Annotated in this window: 17 protein-coding genes, 3 tRNA genes and 1 pseudogene; 3 read left to right on the top strand and 18 right to left on the bottom strand. The window is 60.4% G+C overall.

Annotated elements, in window-relative coordinates; translation table 11 throughout:
* Window positions 1-14: 14 nt before the first annotated feature.
* The 16 genes and pseudogenes from J3O30_RS08650 to J3O30_RS08575 all read right to left on the bottom strand — a co-directional run bounded on the left by J3O30_RS08650 (window position 15) and on the right by J3O30_RS08575 (window position 12012).
* The gene (locus J3O30_RS08650; protein ID WP_207583792.1) at window positions 15-629 is read right to left on the bottom strand and encodes an NADH-quinone oxidoreductase subunit J; all 615 of its coding nucleotides are present in this window, start codon (window positions 627-629) and stop codon (window positions 15-17) included.
* Between the two features lie 143 nt (window positions 630-772).
* On the bottom strand, window positions 773-1264 hold the full coding sequence (gene nuoI / locus J3O30_RS08645; RefSeq protein WP_164008961.1) for an NADH-quinone oxidoreductase subunit NuoI: 492 nt from the start codon (window positions 1262-1264) through the stop codon (window positions 773-775).
* 40 nt (window positions 1265-1304) lie between these two features.
* On the bottom strand, window positions 1305-2348 hold the full coding sequence (nuoH, locus tag J3O30_RS08640; protein WP_207583791.1) for an NADH-quinone oxidoreductase subunit NuoH: 1044 nt from the start codon (window positions 2346-2348) through the stop codon (window positions 1305-1307).
* A gap of 12 nt (window positions 2349-2360) precedes the next feature.
* Window positions 2361-4442 (bottom strand): NADH-quinone oxidoreductase subunit NuoG, encoded by a 2082-nt coding sequence (gene nuoG / locus J3O30_RS08635; protein WP_207583790.1) that lies wholly within the window; start codon window positions 4440-4442, stop codon window positions 2361-2363.
* Between the two features lie 223 nt (window positions 4443-4665).
* Window positions 4666-5364 carry a 5' DNA nuclease gene (locus J3O30_RS08630; RefSeq protein ID WP_207583789.1) on the bottom strand — a complete coding sequence of 233 codons (699 nt, stop codon included), beginning with the start codon at window positions 5362-5364 and terminating at the stop codon, window positions 4666-4668.
* 2 nt (window positions 5365-5366) lie between these two features.
* Window positions 5367-6671, bottom strand: coding sequence for an NADH-quinone oxidoreductase subunit NuoF (gene nuoF, locus J3O30_RS08625; protein WP_003573907.1), 1305 nt, complete (start codon window positions 6669-6671; stop codon window positions 5367-5369).
* 11 nt (window positions 6672-6682) lie between these two features.
* A complete protein-coding gene (locus J3O30_RS08620) occupies window positions 6683-7852 on the bottom strand; it encodes an NADH-quinone oxidoreductase subunit E (RefSeq protein WP_207583788.1) in 1170 nt (389 codons plus the stop codon).
* A 16-nt stretch (window positions 7853-7868) separates the two neighbouring features.
* Window positions 7869-8141, bottom strand: coding sequence for a hypothetical protein (locus tag J3O30_RS08615; protein ID WP_007626190.1), 273 nt, complete (start codon window positions 8139-8141; stop codon window positions 7869-7871).
* Window positions 8141-9331: an NADH-quinone oxidoreductase subunit D gene (locus tag J3O30_RS08610; protein WP_207583787.1), complete on the bottom strand. Its 1191-nt coding sequence runs from the start codon at window positions 9329-9331 to the stop codon at window positions 8141-8143. The genes J3O30_RS08615 and J3O30_RS08610 overlap by 1 nt, the downstream gene beginning before the upstream one ends.
* A 148-nt stretch (window positions 9332-9479) precedes the next feature.
* Window positions 9480-9599 (bottom strand): annotated as a pseudogene (locus J3O30_RS33135) (four helix bundle protein); the annotation flags it as partial.
* Window positions 9600-9654: 55 nt separating this feature from the next.
* Complete coding sequence (locus J3O30_RS08600) at window positions 9655-10257, bottom strand: NADH-quinone oxidoreductase subunit C (protein ID WP_207583786.1); 603 nt, start codon at window positions 10255-10257, stop codon at window positions 9655-9657.
* An 18-nt stretch (window positions 10258-10275) separates the two neighbouring features.
* Window positions 10276-10860, bottom strand: coding sequence for an NADH-quinone oxidoreductase subunit B (locus J3O30_RS08595; RefSeq protein ID WP_003578567.1), 585 nt, complete (start codon window positions 10858-10860; stop codon window positions 10276-10278).
* Window positions 10851-11216 (bottom strand): NADH-quinone oxidoreductase subunit A, encoded by a 366-nt coding sequence (locus tag J3O30_RS08590; protein ID WP_007626195.1) that lies wholly within the window; start codon window positions 11214-11216, stop codon window positions 10851-10853. The genes J3O30_RS08595 and J3O30_RS08590 overlap by 10 nt, the downstream gene beginning before the upstream one ends.
* Before the next feature lie 247 nt (window positions 11217-11463).
* A tRNA-Asp gene (locus J3O30_RS08585) sits at window positions 11464-11540 on the bottom strand.
* Window positions 11541-11623: 83 nt separating this feature from the next.
* Window positions 11624-11700, bottom strand: a tRNA-Asp gene (locus J3O30_RS08580).
* Window positions 11701-11793: 93 nt separating this feature from the next.
* Entirely contained in the window at window positions 11794-12012 is a 219-nt protein-coding gene (locus J3O30_RS08575) for a hypothetical protein (RefSeq protein WP_207583785.1), read from the bottom strand.
* A 90-nt stretch (window positions 12013-12102) separates the two neighbouring features.
* Here J3O30_RS08575 and J3O30_RS08570 point away from each other — a divergent pair.
* Both J3O30_RS08570 and J3O30_RS33715 read left to right on the top strand, forming a co-directional pair.
* Window positions 12103-12178: transfer RNA gene (locus J3O30_RS08570), tRNA-Val, on the top strand.
* Between the two features lie 294 nt (window positions 12179-12472).
* Window positions 12473-12685 carry a hypothetical protein gene (locus J3O30_RS33715; protein WP_311043797.1) on the top strand — a complete coding sequence of 71 codons (213 nt, stop codon included), beginning with the start codon at window positions 12473-12475 and terminating at the stop codon, window positions 12683-12685.
* 307 nt (window positions 12686-12992) lie between these two features.
* Here J3O30_RS33715 and J3O30_RS08565 read toward each other — a convergent pair whose 3' ends face one another.
* Window positions 12993-13541, bottom strand: a complete 549-nt coding sequence (locus J3O30_RS08565; protein ID WP_207583784.1) for a glutathione peroxidase — start codon at window positions 13539-13541, stop codon at window positions 12993-12995.
* Window positions 13542-13733: 192 nt separating this feature from the next.
* Window positions 13734-14093 carry a hypothetical protein gene (locus J3O30_RS08560; RefSeq protein ID WP_207583783.1) on the bottom strand — a complete coding sequence of 120 codons (360 nt, stop codon included), beginning with the start codon at window positions 14091-14093 and terminating at the stop codon, window positions 13734-13736.
* 162 nt (window positions 14094-14255) lie between these two features.
* Here J3O30_RS08560 and J3O30_RS08555 point away from each other — a divergent pair, with 162 nt between their 5' ends.
* Window positions 14256-14861, top strand: a complete 606-nt coding sequence (locus J3O30_RS08555) for a class I SAM-dependent methyltransferase (protein ID WP_207583782.1) — start codon at window positions 14256-14258, stop codon at window positions 14859-14861.

The following is a 14861-nucleotide window of genomic DNA, read 5'->3' as shown; positions in this document are numbered from 1 at the left end:
TTCCTTGACCTGCCTTAAACGCCCTGCCCGGGCTTGACCGAAACCACCTCGACGGCGGTGGCGGGCGTGCGGGCAACCTGCCTGGGAATATTCTGCCGCTTGATGTTGGTGCGGTGCCTCAGCGTCAGCACGATCGCGCCGATCATGGCGACCAGCAGCACCAGACCGGCGATCTGGAAGAAATAGACGTAGTTGGTGTAGAGCACGTCGCCGAGGGCAGCCGTATTGGTGCGTTCCGTCAGCGCCGGGATCGGCATGGCGACCGTCTTGGCGATCTCGGGCGAGATGACGCTGCCGCCAATGACGACGATCAGCTCGGCCGCGAGGATCACCCCGATCAGCCCGCCGATCGGCGCATATTCGAGAACGCCGGCCCTCAGTTCGGTGAAGTCGATATCGAGCATCATCACCACGAAGAGGAAGAGCACGGCAACGGCGCCGACATAGACGACGAGCAGGATCATCGCCAGGAATTCGGCACCGAGCAGCAGGAAGAGGCCGGCCGCATTGAAGAACACCAGGATCAGGAACAGAACCGAGTGAACCGGGTTCTTCGCCCAGATGACCATGAACGCCGACGCCACCGCGACAAAGGCGAAAAGGTAGAAAAATAGAGCCTGCAGACCCATGTTGGTGCCTTTTTCATCTTCCCCCCGGGCAGCCGGGAGTTTTTCTGCCCGATAGAGTTTTGCGCGGCTGACCGGCAAAGCTCCTGTGCATATTGACCGCGACCGAAGCAGCTAAGCTCCCTTACGGCATTTCAAAAACTCGATCAGCGGTACGGCGAGTCGATCGCGATGTTGCGGGCGATTTCGCGCTCCCACCGGTCTCCGTTATCCAGAAGCCGCGACTTGTCAAAATAAAGCTCTTCGCGGGTTTCCGTCGCGAATTCGAAATTCGGGCCTTCGACGATGGCGTCGACCGGGCAGGCTTCCTGGCAGAAGCCGCAATAGATGCACTTCACCATGTCGATGTCGTAACGCACCGTGCGGCGGGTGCCGTCATTGCGGCGGGGACCGGCTTCGATGGTGATCGCCTGGGCAGGACAGATCGCCTCGCAGAGCTTGCAGGCGATGCAGCGCTCTTCGCCGTTCGGATAACGGCGCAGCGCATGCTCGCCGCGAAAGCGCGGGGAGACCGGGCCCTTTTCGAAGGGATAATTGATCGTCGCCTTCTGGCGGAAGAAGTAACGCATCGACAGAAAGAACGCGCCGACGAATTCCTTGAGAAACAGCGAGCTGATGGAGCCGGACAAGCTTGCCATCTTCAACCTCCAATATTGCCGGAAACGAGAGCTGACATTATCATGCCCAACCCATCAGTTTCAGCACGAATGCAACGATGACGACCATGGCGAGCGACAGCGGCAGGAAGACCTTCCAACCGAGGCGCATGAGCTGGTCATAGCGGTAGCGCGGGACGAAAGCCTTGACCATCGCGAACATGAAGAACACGAAGCAGGCCTTCAGCATGAACCAGATGATGCCCGGAACCCAGTTGAGGATCCAGATGTCGACCGGGGGCAACCAGCCGCCGAGGAAGAGGATCGTCGTCAGCGAGCACATCAGGCAGACGGCCGCGTATTCGCCGAGCATGAACATCATGTATGGCGACGAGCCGTATTCGACCATGAAGCCGGCAACGAGTTCCGATTCGGCTTCCGGAAGGTCGAAGGGCGGACGGTTCGTCTCGGCAAGTGCTGAAATGAAGAAGATGATGAACATCGGGAAAAGCGACAGCCAGTGCCAGTCGAGGAACGACGACGGCAGGCCGAGCATGGTGCCGAGGCCGGTATGCTGCGCATTGACGATGTCGGTCAGGTTCAGCGAGCCGACGCAGAGCAGCACGGTGACGATGACGAAGCCGATCGAGACTTCATAGGACACCATTTGTGCCGCCGAGCGCAGGGCGCCGAGGAACGGATACTTCGAGTTCGAAGCCCAGCCGCCCATGATGATGCCGTAGACCTCGAGCGAGGAGATCGCGAAGATATAGAGGATGCCGACATTGATGTTGGCGATCACCCAGCCATCAGCCAACGGCACCACCGCCCAGGTGGCAAGCGCCAGAAGCACGGTCACCAGCGGGGCGAGCAGGAATACCACCTTGTTGGCGCCAGCCGGAATGACCGGCTCCTTGAAGACGAACTTCAGAAGGTCGGCGAAGGACTGGAAGAGGCCGAAGGGGCCGACGACGTTCGGGCCGCGGCGCAGCTGCACGGCCGCCCAGATCTTGCGGTCGGCGAGCAGCACATAGGCGACGAAGATAAGCAGGCAGACGAGAAGCAGCAGCGACTGACCGATCATGATGATCGCCGGCCAGACATAGGTCGAAAAGAAAGAATCCATAGTCCCCTGCCCTTACTCTGCCGCGACTTTGAAGTTGTTGCGGGCCAATGCCGAGCACTCCGCCATGACAGCCGAGGCACGCGCTATCGGGTTCGTCAAATAGAAGTCTTTCACCGGCGACGCAAACCCGGATTTGTTCATCTTGCCGGCTTTTTTCGCAACTGCGGCAATTTGGGCGCTATCGGTTTCGGCGATCTCGTCAATGGCGGCGAAATGCGGGAAAGCGGCATAGAGCCGGACGCGCAATTCGCTGAGCGAATCGAAGGGAAGCTTCTTGCCGAGCACGTCGGAAAGGGCACGGATGATCGCCCAGTCTTCGCGGGCATCGCCCGGTGCAAAGCCTGCACGATTGCCCATCTGGACGCGGCCTTCGGTGTTGACCCAGGTGCCGGACTTTTCGGTATAGGCTGCGGCCGGCAGGATGACGTCGGCATGATGCGCGCCGTTATCGCCATGCGAGCCGATATAGACGGTGAGCTTGGCCTTCTTGGCGGTGAAGTCGAGTTCGTCGGCGCCGAGCAGGAAGAGCACATCCATCGCCGTCAGCATTTCGGCGGCATTGACGCCCTTGGAACCCGGCACGAAACCGAGGTCGAGGCCGCCGACACGGGAGGCGGCCGTATGGAGGACGGCAAAGCCATTCCAGCCTTCAACGACCGCGCCGACCGAACCGGCAAGCTTGGCGGCACTGGCGAGTACGCCGGCGCCATCGGTGCGTGACAGCGCGCCCTGGCCGATGATGATCATCGGCTTGGCGGCGTTCTTCAGGACCTCGGCAAAGGCGTGACCGCCGTCGACCAGATCCTTCAGCGTGTCCGGACCACCGCCGAGATAGTCATAGGTGTAGCGCAATTCGCTCGGCTCGCCGATCACGCCGATCGGGAACTTGCCGCGGCGCCAGCGCTTGCGGATGCGGGTATTGAGGATTGCCGCCTCGAAGCGCGGATTGGCGCCGATGATCAGCAGCGCGTCGGCCTGGTCGATGCCCGAGATGGTCGGGTTGAAGAGATAGCTTGCGCGGCCGAGCGACGAATCGAGCGCCGCCCCATCCTGGCGACAGTCGAGATTGGTCGACCCAAGCGACTTCACCAGTTCGGAAAGCGCATACATTTCCTCAACGGAAGCAAGATCGCCGGCGATTGCGCCGATCTTGTCGCCGGAGGTAGCGGCAACGCCAGCCTTGATGGCGACGAAGGCTTCGGCCCAACTGGCAGGCTGCAGGCGGCCGTCGCGGCGGACATAGGGCCGGTCGAGGCGCTGGGTCTTCAGGCCGTCCCAGATGAAGCGGCTCTTGTCGGAGATCCACTCTTCGTTGATCGCCTCGTTGACTCGCGGCAGGACGCGCATGACTTCGCGGCCACGGGTATCGACGCGGATCGCCGAACCGACGGCATCCATGACGTCGATCGATTCGGTCTTGTTCAATTCCCAGGGGCGCGCGGTGAAGGCGAAGGGCTTGGAGGTGAGTGCACCGACCGGGCAAAGGTCGACGACGTTGCCCTGCAGCTCGGAGGTCATCGCCTGTTCGAGATAGGTGGTGATCTCGGCATCCTCGCCCCGGCCGATCAGGCCGAGTTCGGAAATGCCGGCGACCTCGGTGGTGAAGCGGACGCAGCGCGTGCAATGGATGCAGCGGTTCATCACCGTCTTGACCAGCGGGCCGATATACTTGTCTTCGACGGCGCGCTTGTCTTCCTGGTAACGCGAAGTGTCGATGCCGAAGGCCATCGCCTGGTCCTGCAGATCGCATTCGCCGCCCTGGTCGCAGATCGGGCAATCAAGCGGATGGTTGATCAGCAGGAATTCCATCACACCTTCGCGGGCCTTCTTGACCATCGGGGTGTTGGTGAAGACCTCGGCCAGTTCGCCGTTCGGGCCGCCGCGGATGTCGCGCACGCTCATGGCGCAGGAAGCCTGGGGCTTCGGCGGGCCGCCCTTCACCTCGACAAGGCACATGCGGCAATTGCCGGCAACCGACAGCCGCTCATGGAAGCAGAAGCGCGGAACTTCGGCCCCGGCATCCTCGCACGCCTGCAACAGCGTGTAGTGATCCGGAACCTCGATTTCGTTGCCGTCAATCTTCAGTTTTGCCATCGTCGCTCAGTCCTGTTTCCCGTTTGCCTGATGACGGCAAACAAACCTATTTTTGCAACACTCTCATTGCCAAGCCGGATCTTTCGTCCTGCCGACATTTGATGTCGCCCAAATTCTCTGTCGCGCGTTCCAGGTCCGGAACCCGCACCGGCATCTGCGGCGTGGGGCCCCCGCCCGTCCGCCGATCTGTCCATATTTCCGGCCGATTGCACGGCCGGACAGTTCATTTCCTTCGGCGCGCCCGCCCTGCCAGAACTTTTGCCTGGCCGATCCAGTCGTCACGGTCGATGCGGCCGTTGACGCCAAGCTCGGCGTCGAGCCGGGCGATGTCCTCGGTGCTCCAGGCAGCAATCTCGGCGAAGCTGCGAATGCCCCTGTCGTTCAGCACCTGCTCCAGCTTCGGGCCGATGCCGGCGATCAGCTTCAGATCGTCGACCTTTTTCGCCCGCTGGGCCGGTTTTGCCTTCACAGCCGGCTGGCTGGCAGGGACCGGTTCGCTGACCGGTGTTACAACAGTCAGTTTCGGCCTTGTCTTCTTCTCGACATCAGGCTTGGTCTCCGCCGCCGGCTTGTTCGCGGCCACCGGCTTGACCACAGCCTTGACCTCAGGGCGGATTTTCTCCGGCCGGATATCGACGGCGGGCATCGGCTCGTCCGGCGGCGTATCATCGAGCGCTGCCGCGACCTTGCCGGTCGTTTCCAGCGCGCTCTGGAAGGCGCCGAAAAAGGCGCCCGCCATCTGGGTCGAGAGACCGAAGCCGATCGCTGTTGCGGCGGCAAAGGCTGCGGCGGGATGCGCCATCAGCGGATGCATCGGCATTGCCCGCGCATTTTCCAGCATCTCGGCGGCAAGACGGCCGAAGCCGGCCGCGAAATCGGCGGCGTCTTCCTTCTTTCCACTCTTCGATGCGTTGTCCGCCATGATTATTCAGCCGCCTCCAGAACCGCGCCGTGATCAAGGGCGCTTGCCGTATACTGGTCGATGCGCTTTTCGATCTCGGGACGGAAGTTACGGATCAGACCCTGCACCGGCCATGCGGCGGCGTCGCCGAGCGCGCAGATGGTGTGGCCTTCGATCTGCTTGGTCACCTGGAACAGCATGTCGATCTCGCGCTTCTGGGCATTGCCCTTGGCCATGCGCTCCATCACCCGCCACATCCAGCCGGTGCCTTCGCGGCAAGGCGTGCACTGGCCGCAGCTCTCGTGTTTGAAGAAGGCGGAGATACGGGCGATCGCCTTGATCACGTCGGTGGATTTGTCCATGACGATCGCGGCGGCTGTGCCGAAGGAGGAGCCGACGCCGCGCAGGCCGTCGAAATCCATCGGGCAGTCGATGATGTCCTTGGCCGGAACGATCGGGCAGGATGCTCCGCCCGGAATGACGGCGAGCAGATTGTCCCAGCCGCCGCGGATGCCGCCGGCATGGCGGTCGACCAGTTCGCGGAAGGTGATGCCCATTTCCTCTTCGACCGTGCACGGCTTGTTGACGTGGCCGGAGAGCATGAACAGCTTGGTGCCGACATTGTTCGGACGGCCGATGGCCGAGAACCAGCCGGCACCGCGGCGCAGGATCGTCGGCGCAACGGCGATCGATTCGACGTTGTTGACCGTCGTCGGGCAACCGTAAAGGCCCATATTGGCCGGGAAAGGCGGCTTCAGGCGCGGCTGGCCCTTCTTGCCCTCGAGGCTTTCGAGGAGGGCTGTTTCCTCGCCGCAGATATAGGCGCCGGCGCCGTGATGGACGTAGATGTCCATGTCCCAGCCGAGCTTGTTGTTCTTGCCGAGCAGGCCATAATCATAACATTCGTCGATCGCCGCCTGCAGCGCTTCGCGCTCGCGGATATATTCGCCGCGCACATAGATGTAGGCCGCATTTGCGCCCATGGCGAAGCTGGCGATGACGCAGCCTTCGATCAGCGTATGCGGATCGTGACGCATGATGTCGCGGTCTTTGCAGGTACCGGGCTCCGATTCGTCGGCATTGACGACGAGGTAGTGCGGGCGACCGTCGCTTTCCTTCGGCATGAAGGACCATTTGAGACCCGTGGGGAATCCGGCGCCGCCGCGGCCGCGAAGGCCGGACGCCTTCATCTCGTTGATGATCCAATCGCGGCCCTTTTCGAGTATCTGCTTGGTGCCGTCCCAGTGGCCGCGGCTCATCGCGCCCTTCAGGGACTTGTCCTTGAGGCCGTAGATGTTGGTAAAGATGCGGTCTTTATCTTGTAACATGCTTCACCTCTTTACCGCGGCTTCTTGCCGAAGACCTTGATATATTCCGCTTCGCCGCCCTTGGCGAGCGCCTTGGCCTGCTTGACCCAGTCGTCACGCTCGATGCGGCCGCGGAAGTTCAGGTAGCCGTCGACCCATTCGCGCTCGGCCTTCTTCCAGCCCGCGACCTGCGAGAAGGTGAAGATGCCGATCTCGTTCAACGTCGCCTCGATCTTCGGGCCGACGCCCGAGATCATCTTCAGATCATCCGATGCGGCGGGCTTTTCGATGCCGGCCGGACGGTTCTTGTCGGTGAGCGCTGGCTTTGCCGCCGGGGCGGCTTCGGCCTTGACGGCGGGTGCCGGCGCCGGTTCGGCAGCCGCGGTGCCGGAAACCGGCTGCTGCTCGGCTGCCTTGGCATTCCTGGCAGCCGCCTTCGGCGCCGTTGCCGGCGTCTTCAGCGCGGCATTGGTCTCGGCATCGGTGCTCTTCGGGCGGGCGGCCTCGGAGGGCGGGATCGGAGCGGCGTCGACGACCGGAGCCGACACGCTTTCGGCATCGGCCTTCTTGGCGCGCGTCCTTGTCTTCGGCTCTGCCGTCGTCAGCGAGGTCAAGCCGCCTTCCGGCGCCGAAAATACCCGGTCGATCTGGGTGCCCGGCTTAATGCTCGCGCCATTGCCGGCGGCAAAGGTATCGATGATCTCTTCGAGGCGCGCCGGCGTCAGGTCTTCATAGGTGTCCTTGCCGATCATCACCATGGGGGCGTTGACGCAGGCGCCAAGACATTCGACCTCTTCCCAGGACAGTGTTCCCTCGGCATTGCGCTCGAAGGCATGGGCGTGGATCTTGCTCTTGCAGACCGACATCAGCGCTTCCGAGCCGCGTAGCATGCAGGGCGTCGTGCCGCAGACCTGGACGTGGGCGCGGGTGCCGACGGGATGCAGCTGGAACTGCGTATAGAAGGTCGCGACCTCGAGCACGCGGATATAGGCCATGTCGAGCATGTCGGCGATCTTTTCGATCGCCGCGCGCGTGACCCAGCCATCCTGCTCCTGCGCCCGCATCAACAGCGGGATGACCGCCGATTGCTGGCGGCCGGCGGGGTATTTCTGGATCGTCTTGTCCGCCCAGACCGCATTTTCATCGCTGAAAGCGAATGCGGCAGGCTGAAATTGATCTTCGGCTAATCGACGAACGGACATTCTTCCTCACGCCTTGTCAGTTTAGGGTTCCACACCGCGAAGCGGTCAAAGACTGCATTTCGCAGGCATAGGCCGACTGGTCTTTCTGCATAAACACTACGAATTTGCCGCCATTCGGAATGGCAGCCTTGATCTGATAGCCCTTGGACAAAAGATCGCCCATGGACGTTTGCGCCGCCGGCGGCGTCACTTCCTTACGACCCAGCGGCGTGCCGAGCGTATCGGTCTCCTGGGCCGAAACCCCGGATGCCGCAAGAAGAAGGGCGACGGCAAGCGGCAGACGCTGCATCAGCGGTCCACCTCGCCGAAGACGATGTCGAGCGAGCCGAGCACGGCCGCGACGTCGGCAAGCTGGTGGCCGCGGCACATGAAGTCCATAGCCTGCAGATGCGCATAACCCGGAGCGCGGATCTTGCAGCGATACGGCTTGTTGGAGCCGTCGGAGACGAGATAGACGCCGAACTCGCCCTTCGGCGCCTCGACGGCGGCGTAAACCTCGCCGGCCGGCACATGGTAGCCTTCGGTATAGAGCTTGAAGTGGTGGATCAGCGCTTCCATCGAGCGCTTCATCTCACCGCGCTTCGGCGGCACGACCTTGCCGTCGATCGACGAGAAAGGACCGGTCTTGGCATCCGACAGCAGGCGATTGACGCACTGCTTCATGATGCGGACCGATTCGCGCATCTCGATCATGCGGATCAGGTAGCGGTCATAATTATCGCCGTTCTTGCCAATCGGAATGTCGAATTCGAGATCGGAATAACATTCGTAAGGCTGGGCGCGACGCAGGTCCCAGGCAGCGCCCGAACCGCGCACCATGACGCCGGAGAAGCCCCAGGCCCAGCAATCCTCCAGCGAGACGACGCCGATATCGACGTTGCGCTGCTTGAAGATGCGGTTGCCGGTCAACAGATTGTCGATGTCGTCGAGCGCCTTCAGGAACGGGTCGCACCAGTCGCCGATATCCTGGACGAGCTGTTCCGGTAGGTCCTGATGAACGCCGCCCGGACGGATATATGCGGCATGCATGCGCGAGCCACTGGCGCGCTCATAAAACACCATCAGCTTTTCACGCTCTTCGAAGCCCCAGAGCGGCGGCGTCAGCGCGCCGACGTCCATGGCCTGCGTCGTGACGTTCAGCAGATGCGAGAGGATACGGCCGATTTCCGAATAGAGGACGCGAATCAGCTGGCCGCGGATCGGGATGTCGATGCCGAGCAGTTTTTCCACAGCCATCGCATAGGCATGTTCCTGGTTCATCGGCGCGACGTAATCGAGCCGATCGAAATAGGGCAAGGCCTGAAGATAGGTCTTGGTCTCGATCAGCTTCTCGGTGCCGCGGTGCAGCAGGCCGATATGCGGATCAACCCGCTCCACAATTTCGCCGTCAAGCTCCAGGACAAGACGAAGAACGCCATGCGCCGCCGGATGCTGCGGTCCGAAATTGATGTTGAAGTTGCGGACGTTATGTTCGGTCATGGCGATTAACTCGCTTAGAGTGAGTAGTGATTAGTGAGTAGTAGTTAGTTTTCATCCGCTCACTATTCGTCAGCTTTCCTGTGCTGAACGCTTCGGATAAGCGATCCCAGCATCTTTCCAATTTCGTCGCATCGGTCGAGCAATTCGTTCTAATCTGGCTGGTCATTCCATAGATCTCTTCCCGCGGGAAGGTTCTCGTCACCTCATAACAAACAACAGATCGCTCGATAGCAAATTGCCAGACTTTCAAATCACGATAGGAGCTGATTTTCCCGTTCGTCACCCAAATATCTGCCCACTACTCACTACCGACTAATCACCACTCACTGCTTGGCCTTCTCATCCCCAGGCAGCACGTATTCAGTACCTTCCCAGGGCGACATGAAGTCGAAGTTGCGGAATTCCTGCTTCAGTTCGACCGGCTCGTAAACGACGCGCTTTGCCGCATCGTCATAACGAACCTCGACGAAGCCGGTGGTCGGGAAGTCCTTGCGCAGCGGGTGGCCTTCGAAGCCGTAGTCGGTCAGGATGCGGCGCAGGTCCGGATGGCCGGTGAAGAGCACGCCGTACATGTCCCAAGTTTCGCGCTCGAACCAGTCGGCGCCGGGATGGACGCCGCAGGCCGAGGGAACCGGCGTATCTTCGTCGGTTGCCACCTTGACGCGGATGCGCAGGTTCTGCTTCGGCGACAGCAGGTGATAGACGACGTCGAAACGCAGCTCGCGCTGCGGCCAGTCGACACCGCAAATATCGATCAGGTTGACGAAACCGCATTTGGCGTCGTCACGCAGGAAGGTCAAAAGCGGGATCAGGTTTTCACCCGTTGCGGTCAGCGTCAGCTCGCCATACTTCATCTGCGATGCGGCGATCAGGTTACCGCGCGCTTCGCCAAGGTAGGACGCAAGCTCAGTCAGGGCTTCACTCATATGCCTTGTCCTTAACCCTTAGCGTTCGATCGTGCCGGTGCGCCGGATCTTCTTCTGCAGCAGAAGCACGCCGTAAAGCAGCGCCTCTGCCGTGGGGGGACAGCCCGGCACGTAGATGTCGATCGGCACGATGCGGTCGCAGCCGCGCACCACCGAGTAGGAATAGTGATAATAACCGCCGCCATTGGCGCAGGAGCCCATCGAGATGACGTAGCGCGGCTCGGGCATCTGGTCGTAAACTTTGCGCAGCGCCGGCGCCATCTTGTTGGTCAGCGTGCCGGCAACGATCATCACGTCGGACTGGCGTGGCGAAGCGCGCGGCGCAAAACCGAAGCGCTCGACGTCATAACGCGGCATCGACAGCTGCATCATTTCGACGGCGCAGCAGGCAAGGCCGAAGGTCATCCACATCAGCGAGCCGGTACGGGCCCAGTTGATCAGCTCGTCGGTCGAGGTGACGAGGAAACCCTTATCGGCAAGCTCATTGTTGATCTCGCCGAAAAATGCGTCGTTGCTGCCGATCGGCTTGCCGGTCGAGGGATCGATGATCCCTTTCGGCTGCTGGGCAACGAGCGGCTGATTGCTCACAGGGGCTACTCCCATTCCAGGGCTCCCTTCTTCCATTCATAGATAAAGCCGATGGTCAGCACGAAGAGAAAGACCATCATGGACCAGAAGCCGAACCAGCCGATGGCGCCGAAGGAAACGGCCCAGGGGAAGAGGAAAGCGACTTCAAGATCGAAGATGATGAAGAGGATCGACACGAGGTAGAAGCGAATGTCGAATTTCATACGGGCATCGTCGAACGCGTTGAAGCCGCATTCGTAAGCCGAGAGCTTTTCCGAATCAGGCGCTTTGAAAGCCACGGCGAACGGCGCAATAAGCAGCGCCAGGCCGATAACAAGCGCGATAGCGATGAAGATAGCGATCGGAATATAGGAACTGAGCAGTTCAGTCATCATGTTCATCCCTGCTTGCCGGAGGCGCCAGACGGCACATTTGGGCAAATGCCCGGCAAGCGAACGTGCGTTGCAACAAGCCGTGGTTAGCGCAGCCGAAGCCCCGGCGCAAGAGATTTACAGAGGCAATTCGACGCGTGGCGCGCGGACATTATCAAGCAGATGCAACGATGTCGCGACAAATCCGCCCAAGCCGTGTGAAGCTGCATGTCTGACCACTGGAAACTGCATGGCTTGGTGAAGAAAATGGCGCGAGTGACGGGGCTCGAACCCGCGACCTCCGGCGTGACAGGCCGGCACTCTAACCGACTGAGCTACACCCGCGCATTAATCGGCCATTTGCGGCCGCGAGGATGAAGAAAACCGGACAAACGACAAATCGCTTTGCGTTTTTACAAGACTTGAAATGGCGCGAGTGACGGGGCTCGAACCCGCGACCTCCGGCGTGACAGGCCGGCACTCTAACCAACTGAGCTACACCCGCAATTCATTTCAAGCAGTCCGGATGCCTTCGCACCCTTACCAAAACGGCTGCCCGTTTCGATGAGCGGCTAACTACGGGGTTCGCCATTTAGTGTCAAGCAGGTTTGGAGACAAAACCATGACAGCCGTTGAATTGTTTTGGCAAGGCCGCGCGGAATGAAGGAAAAGCCGTCAATTCCGTTTCCCGCTGCAGCACCGAGGCCGGATCGAAGCCGCCGGCACAGTCGAAGCCGACATGCCCCCTCCCCTTTATCCACAGCCTTGCCGCGCCCACCTGCCCCGCAAGGGACAGGATCGCTGTCAAAAAAATCAAAAAATCTTCACAAACACTCTTGCGGTTTTGCCGCGATCCGCATAGATCACGGCCACCAACGCGGCAGGCCGATCCGGCTTCGTTTGCGATGGGCGATTAGCTCAGTTGGTAGAGCGCCTCGTTTACACCGAGGATGTCGGGAGTTCGAGTCTCTCATCGCCCACCATTTATTCTTCCCCTAAAGTTTCAAATAGCTGGTGTGATGTTGAGGCTTCGAAGGCAGACGCCCGCATGGCTTTGTCACCTATTTGGAATTCTAATCGGCCACTGATCCAGTGGAAGCGCCCAGCAGGGCCAGATGCGGCGCGCCGTCTAAAGCCAACGCTCCACCAAAACGGACTACTCCCGGCCGCTGCAGCCACCTCCTATTGGGCGAATGGATGGGGGCCGGCAAAAGTGGGAGAATTCGTCGCCCGGAAAATCTCCGCGCTTGAAGGCTTACGACGCCTAGAGGTGTGCCATGAGGACTCTCTGCTCCGCATTGACGTTGTGCATCGCAATCGCCCTTAGCACGCCAAGCGCCAGATACGTCAGCCTGCCCGGATACGCATTCAAGACGAATCCGGCATGCGAGCGCCACGAACCGAAGACGCGATTCGACAGAAGGTGCGACTGGCCGAGAGTGGGCTTCAAGGACTTTACGCCCCCGCTTGTGACCGTGCTTGGGATCTGAAGATCCTGCTCTCAGCCTCTTTGCGAATCATCGCGGTCCAGACGCGCTTGGTAGCCCGAGGGGATCCATGCTCTTTGACTGCGACAGAGTCTCTGATCGTGGTCGAACGCCTTTGCTCTGAACTCCCCACCAGACTCTATATAGCACTTCGGAATCCCGAAATTGGTTGCGGGATTGAAATCATTGCATGTTTTTTTCTGTCGGCACCTCGCGAAGCGCCGCGGATTTCGGAATCCCGAAGCGGGGAATTTCGGGATTCCGAAGTGGCGTTCTAGAATCGTGACAGTCGAGGCTCATCGCCCACCATTCACCCCTTCGCCAGTTCTTTATCCACCGCCGAAACCAGCCGCGAATCATCCGCCGTCACATCCGGCGCGAAGCGGGCGGCGACTTTGCCGTCGCGGCCGATCAGGAATTTTTCGAAGTTCCAAAGAATGTCATCCTCGTCGCCACCTGACATGCCGTGGGATTTCAGCCGTTCACGCATCGGGCCCTCGCCTGTCGTCTTCACGCCAGACTTCGTCAGTTGCCGGTAGAGCGGATGCTGGGCTTCGCCCTTGACCGAGATCTTCGAGAAGATCGGGAAGGTGACGTCGTAGGTACTGGTGCAGAAATCGAGGATCTCGGCATCGGTGCCGGGCTCCTGACCCTTGAAGTCGTTGGCGGGGAAAGCGGCGATGACGAAGCCGCGTTCGCGCTTTTCGCCATAGAGCTTTTCGAGCCCCTCATATTGAACCGCCAGCCCGCATTTCGAGGCGACATTGACGACCAGGAGCACGCGACCCTTGTATTCGTTGAGCGCGGTTTCACGACCATCCACTGTTTTCACAGGAATATCCAACACGTTCGCCGTCACGGGAACCTCCAATTTTGTGGGAACATATTCGCCAAACTTAGCGATATCGCCGCCGTTGTCATCAGCGTCGGAATCAATTCCGCGTCAGCAGCGGTTCCGGGATAACGACATGCATCAAAACGAAGAGCTAAAGCGCCGCGTGAATCAGTTCGACGCGATGCGCTTTAGCGGCCTGTGCCGGGATGAGACCTCTCAGGCGGGGGATGTTTCCTTCACGTCGTCGAGCAGGAAGTGCACAATGATATAATCCGTCTTGAAATGGCGGCCGCTGTCCGACACGGATTCGACGCTGCCGCCGTCCTTCGGGTGCCAGGTGTGGTAATGCGGGTTGGTGGTGATCAGCGTGATGGCCTTGCCTTCTAGGGCTTCCTCACCAAGCCGGAAGCGCATCTCGGCAAACGGCCAGATCCGTTCGTAATCCTCCATGCTGATGCGTGCCTTCAGCGCCTTGCGGTGCCGCGGTGCTTCGCCGGCCTCGGCCGGTGATTCTAACATCACCTCCTCGGCCCCGTTAACGATGGCGTTGAACTCTTCAGGCCACATGCGTCTCATGAAATCGCTCCTCCCGAGCTCTCGTCAGTCCACATGTGAAACTTAGCGATTTGTTCGAAAGAAGCAAATTCCCGTCATGTGGTTGTCATCGGCGTCGGCTGCTCCTACGTTCGCCGCAAACCACATCAGGGCCGTCAGACGCCCGTAATCCAGAGATCAGAGATGAAGACACGTGAAGACAGGCAGGCGCTCCGGGCGAGCACGCCGCGCACTCCGCTCAGCGCCCATCATATGGAAAACGCCCGTCTGCTGCCGGATCGTGGCGAGTTGCTCTACCGAATCCCGAACGGCGGCATCGGCGTCGAAGTGGGAGCGGCCTTCGGCGAATATACGGCGGAGATCATGGAAAAGAATCGCCCGGCGCAGCTCTACCTCGTCGATCCCTGGTCGATGGATCGCTACAGCTCCGGCCTCGACGCAATCCACACGACGTTTTCTGCCGAGATCGAGGCCGGCAGGCTGCATCTGATGCAGGGCAAATCGCTCGACAAGCTCGCCGAGTTCGAAGACGATTTCCTCGACTGGGCCTATATCGATACCGACCATTCCTTCGAGCTCACCTGGCAGGAACTGCTGCTTTGCGACAAGAAGGTGAAGCGGACGGGGCGGATTGCCGGGCATGATTTCTGCACCGGCAATACCGTCAAGCCGATCGTCTATGGCGTCGTCGAGGCGGTCACCAAATTCTGCAAGGATTACCGCTGGCAATTCGAGTTCCTGACGGTCGAATCACACGCGCATTTTTCCTATTGCCTGAAGCGGCTGTGA

Source organism: Rhizobium sp. NZLR1, from assembly GCF_017357385.1.
In the GTDB taxonomy this organism is placed as follows: Bacteria; Pseudomonadota; Alphaproteobacteria; order Rhizobiales; family Rhizobiaceae; genus Rhizobium.
This window is presented reverse-complemented; position numbering and strand designations above follow the sequence as displayed.